14 protein-coding genes and 1 other annotated feature are annotated in these 15,903 nt (G+C 39.5%); of the genes, 11 read left to right on the top strand and 3 right to left on the bottom strand.

Annotated elements, in window-relative coordinates:
• Positions 1–99: 99 nt before the first annotated feature.
• From IGI64_RS03510 to IGI64_RS03545, 8 genes are all read left to right on the top strand, one after another.
• Entirely contained in the window at positions 100–753 is a 654-nt protein-coding gene (locus IGI64_RS03510; protein WP_034862107.1) for a redox-sensing transcriptional repressor Rex, read from the top strand.
• A gap of 231 nt (positions 754–984) precedes the next feature.
• Positions 985–2,244: a hypothetical protein gene (locus IGI64_RS03515; RefSeq protein WP_429939500.1), complete on the top strand. Its 1,260-nt coding sequence runs from the start codon at positions 985–987 to the stop codon at positions 2,242–2,244.
• Positions 2,245–2,294: 50 nt separating this feature from the next.
• Positions 2,295–2,567: a hypothetical protein gene (locus IGI64_RS03520; protein WP_429939501.1), complete on the top strand. Its 273-nt coding sequence runs from the start codon at positions 2,295–2,297 to the stop codon at positions 2,565–2,567.
• Positions 2,568–2,644: 77 nt separating this feature from the next.
• Positions 2,645–2,868: a binding site (T-box leader), on the top strand.
• A 49-nt stretch (positions 2,869–2,917) separates the two neighbouring features.
• Positions 2,918–5,557 carry a valine--tRNA ligase gene (locus IGI64_RS03525; protein ID WP_429939502.1) on the top strand — a complete coding sequence of 880 codons (2,640 nt, stop codon included), beginning with the start codon at positions 2,918–2,920 and terminating at the stop codon, positions 5,555–5,557.
• A gap of 135 nt (positions 5,558–5,692) precedes the next feature.
• Positions 5,693–7,009, top strand: coding sequence for a bifunctional folylpolyglutamate synthase/dihydrofolate synthase (locus tag IGI64_RS03530; RefSeq protein ID WP_429939503.1), 1,317 nt, complete (start codon positions 5,693–5,695; stop codon positions 7,007–7,009).
• Complete coding sequence (locus IGI64_RS03535) at positions 6,999–7,652, top strand: HAD family hydrolase (RefSeq protein WP_016624241.1); 654 nt, start codon at positions 6,999–7,001, stop codon at positions 7,650–7,652. The genes IGI64_RS03530 and IGI64_RS03535 overlap by 11 nt, the downstream gene beginning before the upstream one ends.
• Before the next feature lie 49 nt (positions 7,653–7,701).
• On the top strand, positions 7,702–8,394 hold the full coding sequence (radC, locus tag IGI64_RS03540; RefSeq protein ID WP_429939504.1) for a RadC family protein: 693 nt from the start codon (positions 7,702–7,704) through the stop codon (positions 8,392–8,394).
• A 149-nt stretch (positions 8,395–8,543) separates the two neighbouring features.
• The gene (locus IGI64_RS03545) at positions 8,544–8,744 is read left to right on the top strand and encodes a cold-shock protein (protein WP_016624239.1); all 201 of its coding nucleotides are present in this window, start codon (positions 8,544–8,546) and stop codon (positions 8,742–8,744) included.
• 179 nt (positions 8,745–8,923) lie between these two features.
• Here the strand turns inward: IGI64_RS03545 and IGI64_RS03550 are convergent, their stop codons facing one another.
• The 3 genes from IGI64_RS03550 to IGI64_RS03560 all read right to left on the bottom strand — a co-directional run bounded on the left by IGI64_RS03550 (position 8,924) and on the right by IGI64_RS03560 (position 11,471).
• A complete protein-coding gene (locus tag IGI64_RS03550; RefSeq protein WP_016624237.1) occupies positions 8,924–9,430 on the bottom strand; it encodes a TetR/AcrR family transcriptional regulator in 507 nt (168 codons plus the stop codon).
• A 147-nt stretch (positions 9,431–9,577) separates the two neighbouring features.
• Positions 9,578–11,257 (bottom strand): ribonuclease J1, encoded by a 1,680-nt coding sequence (gene rnjA / locus IGI64_RS03555; protein ID WP_016624236.1) that lies wholly within the window; start codon positions 11,255–11,257, stop codon positions 9,578–9,580.
• Between the two features lies 1 nt (position 11,258).
• Positions 11,259–11,471 (bottom strand): DNA-directed RNA polymerase subunit epsilon, encoded by a 213-nt coding sequence (locus IGI64_RS03560; protein WP_016624235.1) that lies wholly within the window; start codon positions 11,469–11,471, stop codon positions 11,259–11,261.
• 378 nt (positions 11,472–11,849) lie between these two features.
• Here IGI64_RS03560 and IGI64_RS03565 point away from each other — a divergent pair, with 378 nt between their 5' ends.
• The 3 genes from IGI64_RS03565 to IGI64_RS03575 are packed head-to-tail and all read left to right on the top strand — an operon-like array spanning position 11,850 to position 15,857.
• Positions 11,850–13,580, top strand: a complete 1,731-nt coding sequence (locus IGI64_RS03565; RefSeq protein WP_429939505.1) for an ABC transporter ATP-binding protein — start codon at positions 11,850–11,852, stop codon at positions 13,578–13,580.
• Complete coding sequence (gene efrB / locus IGI64_RS03570) at positions 13,577–15,337, top strand: multidrug efflux ABC transporter subunit EfrB (protein ID WP_016624233.1); 1,761 nt, start codon at positions 13,577–13,579, stop codon at positions 15,335–15,337. Before IGI64_RS03565 ends, efrB begins: the two co-directional genes overlap by 4 nt.
• A 22-nt stretch (positions 15,338–15,359) precedes the next feature.
• Positions 15,360–15,857 carry a gamma carbonic anhydrase family protein gene (locus tag IGI64_RS03575; RefSeq protein WP_429939506.1) on the top strand — a complete coding sequence of 166 codons (498 nt, stop codon included), beginning with the start codon at positions 15,360–15,362 and terminating at the stop codon, positions 15,855–15,857.
• The last annotated feature ends 46 nt before the right edge of the window (positions 15,858–15,903 follow it).

The raw sequence follows: 15,903 nt of genomic DNA on the forward strand, positions 1-15,903 counted from the left end.
AAAGCAGCAGTCATCGTCTATCCAAAGATCCCTTGATAGGAAAGCGCAATCATGATACACTTATTATATATTGTGAAATTACAAACAAGGAGGTTGGATATGCAAGAATTACGAAGATACGACTTACTGCCAAAAGCAACAGCGAAAAGGCTACCGCTTTATTTGAGATACTTGAAGATGCTGGATGATTCAGGTGTCAGCCGAATAAAATCAAAAGAATTCAGTGATATCACGCAGGTCCCATCTGCAACTATCCGCAGAGATTTTTCTCATCTAGGCGAATTAGGCAGAAGCGGATACGGATACGATGTCCCATTTTTGATTGAAGTTTTTGATAGTATTTTAAATACTCAGGAAGAAAAACGGATTGCTTTGATTGGTTACGGCAATTTAGGAAAAGCATTGTGGCATAATAATTTTCGCCGAAATGCCAATTTGAATATCGTATGTATCTTTGACAACGATCCTGATTTAGTCAATAAAGAGATCGATGGACAAATGATTTATCCTATCGAGCGCTTCGCAGAGATTGCTGAAGAAAAAAATCTGTCTGTAGCTATTTCCACAGTTCCAAGCAAATATTCACAAAGAGCCATTGATGAAGTCGTAAAAAGCGATGTAACAGCTATCTTGAATTTTGCACCAGATCGTGTAGTAGTGCCAGAAGGTGTGAATGTGCAATACATAGATTTGACGACCGAATTACAAACGTTGATTTATTTTGATGAAAATTATTCTTCCGTCTTTTCATAAACAATCATATTTGAATTTAAATAAACTCAAGCAGAGAAAACTTTTTTTCCTGTTTGGGTTTTTTTAGTTCTTTAAAATAACGAAGTTATATTAGTTTTTAGATTGTTTTTATTTATTTTTTACCTTTATAATAATTTAATATATGTGCGCGTGATTTTATAAAATAACGTTTATTTTTATTGGGGTGTGGAAAATTGAAATTAGTTAATATTTAGAAAAGGAGGTACAGAAATGAACAATGAGGAATACAAAAGGCCTAAGGAAAAGATATTTGAAGTGATGGATAGCGTTCCAGATAAAAACAATAACTACTATAAGCAAGTAATGGAAACATTGAAAAAAAGAGAGGAATGGAAACGGTTAGATGGTGAAGAGCTAGCAGCGCGTAGAAAACAGAAAATGCTAACGATGGATGAAGTCGTCGAAGCTTGTCACTCTTTTCAACATATTACAGATAATGCTGATGTAGGCAAGGTATTGTTCAACTATCTGTCAGAGCCAATCACTAATAAAAAATTTTGGTTAAAAACAATTATACAAACTAAGAATGGGAAACATAGTGAGGACGTTATTGAGTGGGCAAAAGAAGAGCATGAAAAGTTAACAGTTGAAATACAATCCGGATGTCTGGATTTACAAGATAAGTTAACGTCCATGGAAACGAAAAACTATATTTTTTCAATGACATCGGATTTATTTCATAGTGGGACACACAGATCATTCAATTACAGAGAATTGACGAATGGCGAAGCTGCCGAAAAAGGTTACAGAAAAATAGCCATTGATAGTTTTTTTGGAACAAAGGAAGAAGAGCAAGGAATATTCGAATTATTTTATGATTATTTGAAGCATGTGTTTCCTGTCGCAGCAGAGCTCGTTCGGGTTGAAATGAACAATAAACAAATGCCGCATAGTACGCCCCATGAACGAAAAAAAGTATTAGACTTATTGAAAAATACTGAAAGAGAAAAAGAGCTTGTTGGATCAATCACAAAAAAACTTCAAAGTAATGAATTTCAACCTTCAGAAGACCAAGTGAATAGATGGATAAATCGTTATTTAAAGATGGATGCAGAAGAGATAGAAGCGGAGAAGAGAAAGATTGTATTAGCTATAGAAAAACTTATCTCTAAAAAAACAAAGGAGAAGGACACAGCACTAACTAATTTTCGTAAGGACTTAGTGCATACAGAACAAAATATAGAAGGTATTATGAGAACTGCTTTTCTAGCGGAAATAAATCATAATTTTTATAGAACAGACAAAGAAGAAAAATTTGCTGATTGTATTTATCGAAGTGAAGAGATCCGTCATTGGATGAAACAAAATCCTGCATTAAAAGAAGTTTTTTATGAATGTCAAAAACGAGTACCATTTAACGAATTTAGTACGTGGAATAATAGTAAAGAAAACGAGCAAGTGAAGCCGAATATAAGAGATTTATTTGATTGCGAAAGAAGTGAATGTAGACGCTGCGATAGAGTTGGATGAGATGTACGGATGTGGTATATGCATTATTAAAAGACTCAGCAGGTGTGTATATGAATCTGCAAACTGAGTATGTAGGGGATTTTAATGAGGCAGGAAACCAAAATCGAAAAAGAGCTCAAAAGGTAATGAACAGGTATGAAAGTTTAAAAGAATATAATACAAGGCAAGAAAAGAGAACAGACACTGTGCCGAAGACGAACCCAACAGTAGTTGCTTTTGACACGCTTAAAGGACAAGGGATGAAAGAAGCATCAGTAAATAATCAACAGAAAAAGAGAAATGAATCAATTGTTCAAGAGAAAAAGAAAGCATTTGAAAAATAACTAATGATAAAAAAACAATCTGCCAGTTTCTTTAACCGACCTTTTATTGACTTTGAAAAAAAAGCATTGTAGAATGAGACAAGACGTTGAACAAGAGGAGTAGCTAGCGAATGTTTCTAGAGAGAAAGCGGATAGGTGGAACGCTTTTAACGGCAGCTGGTGAAGGTAGCTTGGGAGTTTTTATCTTGAAGGCTTAATGTAGAGATAAACGAGTCGTGACCGTTAACTCACGCTTAAAGCGGCAGTAGTTCTCATTTTTCTACTGCAAATTAGGTGGTACCGCGTAATTTACGTCCTAAAATACGAAAGTATTTTAGGACTTTTTTTAGTTATAAAGGAGGAAAACAGATATGACGGAAGAAATGTCAACCAAATACAATCCGCAAGAAGTAGAAGCGGGCCGTTATCATGAATGGCTTGAAAAAGATCTCTTCAAACCAAGCGGCGATCAAGAAGCAAAACCTTATTCAATCGTAATCCCGCCGCCAAATGTTACAGGAAAACTGCATTTAGGACATGCATGGGATACAACACTGCAAGATATGATCATTCGCCAAAAAAGAATGCAAGGTTTCGATACGTTGTGGCTGCCTGGAATGGACCACGCGGGTATCGCAACACAAGCAAAAGTAGAAGAAAAACTTCGTCAACAAGGCATTTCACGTTATGATCTTGGCCGTGAAAAATTCATCGACCAAGTATGGGACTGGAAAGAAGAATACGCTGGACATATCCGCGAACAATGGTCAAAACTAGGATTATCTCTTGATTACAGTAGAGAACGTTTTACTTTAGATGACGGTTTATCCGAAGCAGTTCGCAAAGTATTTGTGACATTGTATGAAAAAGAATTAATCTATCGCGGCGAATATATCATCAACTGGGACCCTCAAGCACGTACTGCATTATCAGATATCGAAGTAATCCACAAAGATATCGAAGGTGCATTTTATCATATGAGCTATGAATTAGCTGATGGTTCAGGTGTCGTAGAAATCGCAACAACACGTCCTGAAACCATGTTGGGAGATACAGCTGTAGCCGTTCACCCAGACGACGAACGTTATCAAGCTTTGATTGGTAAAAAAGTGATCTTGCCTTTGATGGATAAAGAAATCCCAATCATCGCTGACACATATGTTGATATGGAATTTGGAACGGGTGTCGTAAAAATCACTCCTGCCCATGATCCAAATGACTTCGAGGTTGGTAATCGTCATGACTTGCCTCGCATCAATGTAATGAATGAAGACGGATCAATGAACGATCTTGCAGGAAAATATGCAGGAATGGATCGTTTTGAAGCCCGTAAAGCAATCGTTGCTGATTTGAAAGAAATCGGACGCTTGATCAAAATCGAAAAAATGACCCACAGCGTTGGCCATTCTGAACGTACAGGTGTTGTCGTAGAACCACGCCTTTCTACACAATGGTTCGTTAAAATGGAACCTTTAGCAAAACAAGCGATGGATAATCAAGACACACCAGATGCTGTAGAATTTTATCCTCCTCGTTTCAATCAAACATTCTTACGCTGGATGGATAACGTCCATGACTGGGTTATTTCTCGCCAATTATGGTGGGGACATCAGATTCCAGCATGGTATCACAAAGAAACTGGCAAAATGTACGTAGGTATGGAAGCGCCAGAAGACAGCGACAACTGGGTACAAGATCCAGATGTTTTGGATACTTGGTTCAGTTCTGCTTTGTGGCCATTTTCAACAATGGGCTGGCCTGATACAGATAGTGAAGATTTCAAACGCTACTTCCCAACAAGTACATTGGTAACAGGATATGACATCATTTTCTTCTGGGTTAGCCGAATGATTTTCCAAAGTTTGGAATTTACAGGGGAACGTCCTTTTGAAAACGTCTTGATCCATGGATTGATCCGTGATGAACAAGGAAGAAAAATGAGTAAATCTCTTGGAAACGGGATCGACCCGATGGAAGTAATCGATCAATATGGTGCTGACGCATTGCGCTGGTTCTTATCTACTGGATCTGCTCCTGGACAAGATGTTCGTTTCAGCTATGAAAAAATGGATGCCGCTTGGAACTTCATCAACAAAATCTGGAATGCTTCTCGTTTCGTTATGATGAATACAGAAGGCATGACGATCGAAGACATTGATTTGTCCGGTGAAAAAACAGTAGCAGACCGCTGGATCTTGACACGCTTGAACCAAACAGTCGAAAAAGTAACAGACTTATCTGAACACTTTGAATTTGGTGAAGCAGGACGTCAATTGTATAATTTCATTTGGGATGATTTCTGTGACTGGTATATCGAAATGAGTAAAGAAGTCTTGTATGGAAATGATGCTGTTTCGAAACAAACGACTCGCAGCATCCTGGTTTACACACTTGACCAAATCTTACGTTTACTGCACCCAATCATGCCATTTGTAACTGAAGAAATCTGGCAGCATATTCCGCATACTGGTACGTCACTAGTTGTAGCAGAATATCCAGTTGTTCATCCGGAATATAACGATGAAACAGCTTCTGAAGGTATGGAAGTCTTGAAAGAATTGATTCGTGCCGTACGTAATATCCGTTCAGAAGTAAATACACCAATCTCTAAACCAATCACATTGCTGATCAAAACAAATGATAAGAAAATCGATCAATTCTTGGTTGAGAACACAAGCTATATCGAACGTTTCTGTAATCCAGAAGAATTGACGATCTCAAGCAAAATCATTGCGCCAGATTTAGCAATGTCAGCAGTGTTAACAGGGGCAGAAATCTACTTGCCGCTTGCAGGATTGATCAATATTGAAGAAGAAATCAAACGTTTAGAAAAAGAATTAGCTAAATGGGACGGCGAAGTCAAACGCGTTGAAGGAAAATTAAGCAATGAACGATTCGTTTCAAACGCCCCAGAAGCAGTAGTTGAAGCAGAAAAAGCAAAACAAAAAGACTACTTAGAAAAACAAACAGCAGTCAAAGAACGTATCGAAAGTCTGCGTACGATTCTTTAAGAAGCAAGAACAAAGAGTATGAAGAGAAAACCCGTAAAACCAAAAATGTTTTGCGGGTTTTTCTTTTATTTGAAAGAATTTTTTCGGCTGTCGTCTGCCTTTTGTTATAATGGAAGAGAAATGGAGGGATTGCCGATGACGATTGAAGACGCTATTGCTTGGATCCACAGCCGTTTACCTTTTGGCTCACGCCCAGGCTTGGAACGAGTAGAGGCTTTATTAGAAAAAGTAGATCATCCAGAAAGAAAAGTAAAAACGATCCATATTGCCGGCACGAACGGAAAAGGTTCAACAGTGACATATCTGCGCTGTTTGCTGGAAGAAGCTGGTTTGACTGTAGGGACATTTACTTCTCCTTATATCGAAAGCTTCAATGAGCGGATCTCTATCAATGGAAAAGGAATACCAGATCAAGACTTAGTGGAACTGGTTGAAAAATATCAGCTTTTAGTAACTGAATTAGACACTATTGAAGCCGTGGCTGGTGTAACAGAATTTGAAACGTTGACAGCAATGGCATTTGATTATTTTTGGCAGAAAAAAGTAGATGTGGCCATTTTTGAAGTAGGATTAGGCGGTCTGTTGGACTCTACAAATGTTGCTGTACCAATGTTGACAGGAATCACAACGATTGGCTATGACCATATGGATATCCTTGGAAATACAATCGAGGAAATCGCTGCCCAAAAAGCTGGAATCATCAAACAAGGTGTTCCTGTTGTTTTAGGAAATATTGCCGAAAAAGCTCAAAAAGTTATTGAAAAGACAGCTGCTGAAAAGCAAGCCCCAACCTTTGTCTATGGGAAAGAATATGAAGCTGTCTATCAGCATCCAGCTGCTGAGTGGGGCGAAGTCTTTACTTTTATCGGAAAAAATGGGAAGCTTGCTTCTTTGACCACTGGAATGATTGGTCGACACCAAATTGAAAATGCCAGTGTGGCACTAGAACTATATGCACTTTATTGTGAAGAAGAAAATCTTCCTTTCAGAGAAAAAGAGATTCGCCGCGGTCTGAAAAAAGCATATTGGCCAGGACGAATGGAAAAAATGAGTGAGGAGCCTTTAGTTATTTTGGATGGTGCCCATAACACCCATGCGATGGAAAGACTGATCCAAAATATGACAACAGAGTTCAAAGATTATCATATCAATATCCTGTTTTCTGCCTTAAAGACCAAAGATGTCCATGAGATGCTGGAACAATTGAAAAAAATCCCGAATGCTCATATTTATTTGACGACTTTCGAATATCCGAAAGCAATCGATTTAAGCAGTATCGGGGAAGTTGAAGATGAGAAAGTATCGATTGTTTCACTTTGGCAGTTTGGCTTAGGCGATATTTTAGAGAAAATGACAAGTGAGGACTTGCTTTTGGTGACGGGATCTCTTTATTTCGTCTCAGAAGTACGGAATCTATTATTGGAATTAGGAGGCGAAAAAGATGAGATTTGATGCAGTGATTTTTGACATGGACGGGTTATTGTTTGATACAGAAATGGTTTACTACCAAGCAACACAAATCGTAGCAGACAAAATGGCATTTCCTTATGACAAAGAACTTTATCTGCGTTTCTTAGGCGTTTCAGACGAGGAAGTCTGTGCCAATTATCACCAGATTTTTGCACCTTTTGGGAAAGAGAATGTCCAACGTTTTATTGATGCTTCTTACCAGAAAACGGTAGAAATGTTTGCTTCGGGAAGTGTCCAATTAAAACCTGGTGTCGGTGAATTATTGGATTTTTTGGATGAACATCAGATTCCGCGCGTGGTTGCTTCTAGCAATAAACGAGAAGTGATCGACTTGCTGCTGGAAAAAAATCAGCTTCATCATCGTTTCCAAGATATTGTCTCTGTGGAAAATGTGAAGCGGGCAAAACCTGATCCAGAGATTTTTCTGTTGGCTCATCAAGCACTGGGTACACAGAAACAACGAACATTGGTGCTGGAAGACTCACATAACGGGATTTTGGCTGCTTTAGGTGCAGAGATCCCAGTGGTCATGGTACCTGATTTATTAAAACCCACAGATGAATTAAAAGAAAAAACACTTGCTGTGGTTCCTTCGCTGCACCACATTCCGCAAATCATCAAATAAAATGGCCTCCTCTCTGCGTATGTATTGATAAAGAGAGGGGGATTTTTTTATGGGAAATAAATTGATGGAGGAACTTCCCGCAAGTTCACTTCCTCGCGAGCGTATGCTGATCCATGGTGTAAAGGCATTGTCTGACCAAGAATTGTTAGCGATCTTGATACGAACAGGACAACATCCTTATCATGTGATGGAGGTGGCAGCGAATCTTCTGAAAGCATTTGGCGACTTGGTGATGCTCCGTCAGGCAACGTTGAATGAGTTAGAGAAGGTCAGAGGGATAGGGAAGGTCAAAGCAATTGAAATCAAAGCACTGATTGAATTAGGCCAAAGAATCCAAGACGCTCAGCCAGAAGAATGTCCGACGATTCGAGCAAGTTTTGAATTAGCACAGCAGCTGATTGCGGAAATGAAAGATCATAAACAGGAACATCTCGTCTGCATTTATCTGGATACGAAGAATAAAGTGCTGATCAAAAAAACGTTATTTGTTGGGTCGCTGAATCAGTCGATCGCACACCCGCGAGAGATTTTTCATTTTGCTGTCCGCTATTCAGCAGCGAGGATCATTTTGGCGCATAATCATCCCAGCGGAAACGTGATCCCATCACAGCAAGATCTGCTGTTTACCAAACGGGTGCTGCGATGCGGCGAATTGATGGGGATCGAGATCTTGGATCATTTGGTTATCGGACGAGAAGAGTATTTCAGCATGAGAGAAGAAGGAGTATTGGAAGAAGGTTGATTAGCTTTCTTGCAAAAAAATGGGAGCAAGTGTACAATTATAGTGTAATTTTGTTTGGGAATAGAAGTTGAAACATTTGTTGCACCTCTATCGTACACGAGCAATGTTACAATCAAATAAGTGCTTACGCACGAGGAGGTTTTTTACACATGGAACAAGGTACAGTAAAATGGTTTAACGCAGAAAAAGGATTTGGATTTATCTCTCGCGAAGATGGAACAGATGTATTCGTACATTTCTCAGCTATCCAAGGCGACGGATTCAAAACTTTAGAAGAAGGTCAAGCAGTGACTTTTGACGTGGAAGAATCAGACCGCGGACCACAAGCTACAAACGTTCAAAAAGCGTAATCAAACAATAAGAGATTGGGTAGCATCTGTTACCCAATCTCTTGTTTTTATATGTATGAAAGAAAGCTTGGATAATAGACAAAATCGGTGTGCAGCAGGCAGAAGAAGTTCTTCCAGCCATGTGCAGATTTGATTTTGTCTGTCCCAAGCTTTTTTTGTTTTTGCGAAGACGCAATTGATTAGGCACTTTCATCAAATAAACAATTATTGCTAATCAATGTTGCTTTTCCTAAGGTCGTGAACCAAAAAGTATCGAAATCGCTTGCAAGACTTGTGTCGGGATTCTCGGCTGCAGAAAGTTCTTCGAAATACGATGAAAATTGTTTTTTCAGCATTTGGTAGCATAATGATTCAGTCAAAAAGAAGTGCTGAAATGCTTTTGGATTTTTTTGGGCAAATAAAAAGATCCGTTTTTGAAGATCCGATAGATTCGAGATGCTCTGCTTGAACAAAAAGCGGTTCATGGTTTGGACGACATATTGGCAAACAGCTTCTTTGAAATCATCGATTGTTTCAAACTCGCGATAAATAGGCTGCGTCGAACAGTTGATCTTCGCGGCGATTTTCCGTGCTTTGAATTGACTGAACCCTTCAGTGACTACGACTTCATATGCACCTTTCAACAAGTCTTCTCGATGAAATTTTTGTGTGCGAACGATAAAAATCTCCCCCTTTAGTTGTATCATATTTAAAATAACACAAAACAAAGCGGTAAAATAGTCAATTTACGTAAAAAAAATCATTTTTTGTGCGCAAATTTTATTTTTACTGCGAAATTTTTATAAAATAAAAAATAGAACAACTGTTTTTTTAAAACAGTCGTTCTATTTGAGTTATGCTTCATCTGGTGTCATGATCATCGATAAGATCATTGGATGTCTTTCCGTACGTTCGAACAAGAATGGTTGAAGAGCGCTAGACATTGCTTCCTTCATTTTATGTTCAGAACAATCTGGCGCATTCAAAACTTCACGCAATGCATGGAAAAGAATGCGTTGTGCTTCATTGATCATTTCGCCGGATTCACGCATATAAACGAAGCCGCGAGACAAGATATCTGGTCCAGCAAGAACTTCTTTCTTTTTGATGTCGACAGTTGCAACTGCTAAGACCAAACCTTCTTCTGAAAGAACGTGGCGGTCACGTAAGACTACATTGCCGATATCACCAACACCGCTGCCGTCTACGTAAACGTCGCCAGCAGTAAAATGTCCGGCATTTCTAGCAGAATCAGCAGTTAAGGCAAGCATATCGCCGTTTTCTAAAATAAAGCAGTTTTCAGCTGGTACGCCTGTATCTTGTGCCAGAGAAGCATGGATTTTCAACATTCTGAATTCTCCATGGACTGGCATGAAATATTTTGGCTTCATCAAACGGAGCATCAATTTTTGTTCTTCTTGGCCGCCATGACCAGAAGTATGGATATTGTTGATTTTTCCGTGGATGACATCTGCACCGGCTTCTGATAAAAGATTGATCAAGTGGTTCACGCTTGTTGTATTCCCAGGAATAGGCGAACTTGAAAAGATCACTGTATCATCAGGCTGGATCTGGATTTGACGGTGGTTGCCGTTTGCGATCCGACTCAATGCTGCCATCGGTTCTCCTTGTGATCCTGTACATAAAATCATCGTTTCATTTGCAGGCAAACGATTGATTTCATGAGCGTCAACAAATGTGCCATCTGGAACTTTGATATAGCCGAGGCGTTGACCATTGACGATCGCATTTTCCATGCTTCGGCCAAAGACGGCGATTTTTCGTCCAGTTGCTACTGCGGCATCTGCTGCTTGCTGCAAACGGAAGATGTTTGAGGCAAAGCTGGCAAAGATGACACGGCCTTCTATTTTTTCAAAGATTTTTAGGATAGAAGTACCGATTGTTTTTTCTGATTTTGTAAATGTAGGAATCTCGGCATTCGTACTGTCTGATAATAGACATAACACGCCTTCTTCACCGATTCTCGCCATTTTATGAAGATTTGCTGGTTCGCCCACAGGTGTGAAATCAAATTTGAAATCTCCTGTAGCTACGATATTTCCAGAAGGTGTTTTGACAACGACACCTAAAGCATCTGGGATACTGTGAGTCGTTCTGAAAAAGCTGACAGAAGTTTTTCGGAAACGAATGATCGTATCTTCGTAGATTTCGTGAAGTTCTGCATCACGGAGCAAACCATGCTCATCTAATTTATTTGTGATCAGTGCTAAAGCAAGCGGCCCAGCATAAATAGGGATATTTGCTTGTTTCAGCAAGAATGGGATCCCGCCGATATGGTCTTCGTGACCATGGGTGATGACTAGAGCTTTTACTTTATGCAAGTTTTGAATGATATAGCTGTAGTCAGGAATTACATAGTCAATCCCAAGAAGTTCGTCTTCCGGAAATTTGATTCCGGCATCGATCAGGATGATCTCATCTTGGAATTGTACCCCATACGTATTTTTCCCGATTTCACCTAATCCACCAATTGCGAAGACGCCTGTCTCATTATTTTTGATGGAAAGTTTCATCTTAAAACTCCGCTAATTTGAATTCGGCATTTTCTTTTTCGTATTCTAGATGGCTTCCTTCTAGAAGTTGAACGAATTCGATATTGTATGGGGTATTTTCTTCAACACGTTGACGTGCGTCTACATCTGAATTAGCTTCGATGTAAAGAGAATGTGTTTCTTCACGTTTTGGGTTGCGTACTTTTGTATCTTGGTAATAAACTTTATAAATCATGCTGATTTCTCCTTTATCTGCTTAATATGCAGGAAATTAACTAGTTGATCATTTAGACATCACAAAACGAGGGGGCATGCCACCTGATAATCGGTATGCTTTGATAAGAATCAAGGATTCGCATCAAAGAGATAAGCCTCGTTTGCTTATCCGTCTGGTGTTTTTTTCAACCGTCCGTTGTGTGTATAAAGATATACAACAATTATTTTTTATTCTAGCACAGAATGGCTCATAAGTATAGAAATCAAGTAAAGGAGGCATGAAATTTCTTAAATAAAAAGGAAATAGAACTTTTTGTCAATAGCTATTCTAATCCCAAATTGGTTGTGCTATGATTTTTAGTAATGGGTAATTTTAGGGAAAAAAGGAGATGAAAAAATGAAATTAATGTGGCATTACACGATGAAATACAAAACATTACTGTTTTTCGATTTTATTTGTGTATTCGGGTTTATTTTGATCGAGATCGGGCTGCCGACGATTTTGGCGCGAATGATCGACTATGGTATTCGACACAATGATACCGATTATATCAGACAGCAGGGGATCTTGATGATTGTGATTACGGTGGTCGGGATCATTATGAATATTCTTTTGGGTTATTTTGGTTCACGGATCACGACAAATATTGTCGCAGATATCCGGGATGATCTTTTTGAAAAAGTCCAAAGTTATTCACATCAAGAATATGAAACGCTGGGTGTTTCTTCCTTGATTACACGGACGACTAATGATGCCTATCAGATCATGCTGTTTTTACAAAACATCTTACGGATCGGTTTTATGGCGCCAATGATGTTTATCGTTAGTTTATATATGGTTATGCGGACAAGCCCGTTTCTTAGTTTGTACGTATTAGGTGCATTGCCGGTTTTACTGTTATCAGTAGTAGCAATTGCAAAAATATCCGAACCTTTATCAACGAAACAGCAGAAAAATTTAGATAAGATCAATAGTATTTTACGCGAAAATTTGTCTGGATTGCGTGTCATCCGCGCATTCGTCAATGAAAAATTTGAAGAATCACGATTTAAAAAAGTCAATGAAAACTATGCGGAAAGCTCTAAAAGCTTATTCCGTTTGATGGCTATCGCGCAACCTGGGTTTTATTTCTTATTCAATATCGTGATGGTCTTGATCATTTGGAGCGGAACCGTCCAAATCGACCACGGAACATTACAAGTCGGAAACTTGATTGCTTTTATTGAATATATTTTCCATGCATTATTCTCATTCATGTTATTTGCGAGTGTGTTTATGATGTATCCTCGTGCAGCAGTATCAGCAGGACGTATCCAAGAAGCATTGGATGCACAACCTGCCATCAAAGAAGACGAGAATGGCGTGACAAAAACTGCAACAAAAGGGTATATCGAATTCAAAAATGTGACATTTGCTTATCCTGGACATGCCCAAGAACCAGTGATCCGCAATGTCAGTTTTACCGCTTCTCCAGGAGAAACAGTGGCTTTCATCGGTAGTACTGGTAGCGGGAAGTCTACACTGATCCAATTGATTCCGCGTTTTTATGATGTAAGCGACGGAGAGATTTTGATTGATGGTGTCGATGTACGAGATTATAAACTAAGCAGTTTGAGAAATAAAATCGGGTTTATTCCGCAGAAAGCGTTACTTTTCACAGGGACAATCGCTGAAAACTTGCGTTATGGTAAAGAAGATGCGACGCAGGAAGAATTAGAGCGTGCGGTTGAAATCGCGCAAGCAGCAGAATTCATTTCCCGTAAACCAGAAGGATTCAACGAGCCGCTTTCAGAAGGCGGATCGAACTTCTCTGGCGGACAAAAACAACGCTTGGCGATTGCCCGTGCAATCATCCGCCAACCAGAAATCTACATTTTTGATGACAGCTTCTCTGCACTTGATTATCAGACAGATGCCAAATTACGTGCACGTCTGAAAAAAGAAACGACAGAATCTACTGTCTTGATCGTTGCTCAACGTGTAGGAACAATCATGCATGCAGATAAAATCGTTGTTCTAAATGAAGGAGAAGTTATCGGCATGGGGACGCACAAAGAATTGTTAGCAAATTGTCCAATTTATTATGATATTGCCGCTTCTCAATTATCGAAGGAGGAATTAGCATGAAAAAAAGATTCTCTTCTTTCGCAAGATTAGCACATTATTTGAATCCTTATAAGCTTACCTTTTTCTTAGTCCTGTTATTCACTGTTCTGACAGTAATGTTCAATGCTGCTTGGCCGTATGTCACAGGTTTACCGACGACGGAAATCTCAAAAAATATCGCAAATGGCGAAGCAATCAACTTTTCTTATGTTATCAAATGTTTGATTTGGATTGCAGCAGTTGGTGCAGGCTATTGTGTTTCGCAGCTGCTGGCGGGTGTATTGATGACCAATGTGGTGCAAAATGCGATGAAAGACCTGCGAAGAGATATCGAAGAAAAAATCAATCGCTTGCCTGTTTCGTATTTTGATAAAAACCAGCAAGGAAATATCCTTTCACGGGTAACCAATGACGTTGATGCTGTCAGCGGTGCGCTGCAGCAAGCGTTTATCGGCATCGTCAATGCGATTTTAGGGATTACGATGGCTGTGGCTATGATGTTTTATATCCAGCCGATGATGGCACTGATTTCTTTGATCATGATTCCTGCGTCGATCTTGATTTCCAAAACAATCGTCAATCTTTCTCAAAAATATTTCCAAGGCATGCAAAATTCTTTGGGAGAACTGAATGGCTATGTTCAAGAAAATATGACCGGATTCAGCGTTTTGAAAGTCTATGGTCGTGAAAAAGAAACATTGGATGGTTTCAAAAAAGTCAATCACACATTGAAACATTATGGTTTTCGTGCAGCATTCATCTCCGGCTTGATGATGCCGTTAGTCCAGTTGACTGCTTATGCCACGTATATCGGAATGGCTGTCATGGGAAGTCTCTACGTGATTTCTGGTGCGATCGTTGTCGGGCAATTGCAAGCATTTATCCAATATATTTGGCAAGTTAGTCAGCCAATGGGAAATATCACCCAATTGTCTTCTGTTTTGCAAAGTGCTTCCGCAGCGACAAAACGTGTATTTGAGATTTTAGACGAGCCGGAAGAAAAAGAAAACTTAGTCGATGTTCCTTTGCCAGAAACCTTCTTAGGAAATGTCACGTTTGAAAATGTCGATTTTGCGTATGATCCAAAGAAACCATTGATCCAAGACTTGAATTTTAAAGTCAAAGCAGGTCAAACTGTAGCGATCGTTGGACCAACTGGGGCAGGGAAAACGACTCTGATCAACTTGCTGATGCGTTTTTACGATGTGACCAGCGGAGCGATAAAAATCGACGGCGTAGACACAAAAATGATGAATCGAAGCGATGTTCGTTCATTATTTGGGATGGTCTTGCAAGACGCTTGGCTTTACGAAGGAACGATTGCTGAAAATATCCGCTTTGGTAAATTGGATGCGACAGATTACGAAATCGTGGATGCTGCAAAAACAGCAAATGTCGATCACTTTATCCGAACGATGCCAAATGGCTATGAGATGATGATCAATTCTGAAGGCGACAATGTTTCCTTAGGTCAAAAACAGCTGTTGACGATTGCCCGTGCAATCATCTCTGATCCGAAAATCCTGATTTTAGATGAAGCAACGAGTTCTGTCGATACTCGTTTAGAAGCATTGATCCAAAAAGCTATGGATCGTGTCATGAAAGGCAGAACAAGTTTTGTGATCGCGCATCGATTGTCAACGATTCGCGATGCTGATTTGATCTTGGTGATGGACCAAGGACAAATCATTGAAAAAGGAACACATGAAAGTTTGCTGGCAAAAGGCGGTTTTTATGAAAAATTGTATAACAGCCAATTTGCAGAAGCAGCAGAATAAGCTGTTTTTTGGAGGGGAAAAAATGGACAAACTCTTTATTGCACCAAATGCCACAGTCGTTGGAGATGTGACTTTAGCAAAAGATGTAACGATTTGGTTCCAAGCAGTAGTAAGAGGTGACAGCAACTGGGTCTCGATCGGAAGCAGAACGAATATCCAAGATGGAACAGTGATCCATGTTGACCATGATGCACCTGTAACGATTGGCGAAAACGTAACAGTCGGCCATCAATGTATGATCCATGGTTGCAAGATCGAAAATGGCGCATTGATCGGCATGAGTTCTACGATTTTGAACCATGCAGTGATTGGTGAAAACAGTTTGATTGGTGCAGGATCGCTCGTGACGGAAGGAAAAGTGATTCCGCCAAACGTCTTAGCTTTTGGTCGTCCAGCCAAAGTCATCCGTCCCTTGACTGAAGAAGAAATCGAAAAAAATCGGCAAAATGCAACCCATTATGTTGAATTGGGCGAAAAATATCTAGCCGGTGAATTTCAACCTTATCCAAATGAAAACTAAAACAGAGCCGACGATCAAGAAAGATCGTCGGCTCTGTTGTTTTATA

Origin of the sequence: Enterococcus sp. DIV0210g, from assembly GCF_050559705.1 — a bacterium.
In the GTDB taxonomy this organism is placed as follows: Bacteria; Bacillota; Bacilli; order Lactobacillales; family Enterococcaceae; genus Enterococcus_B; species Enterococcus_B faecalis_A.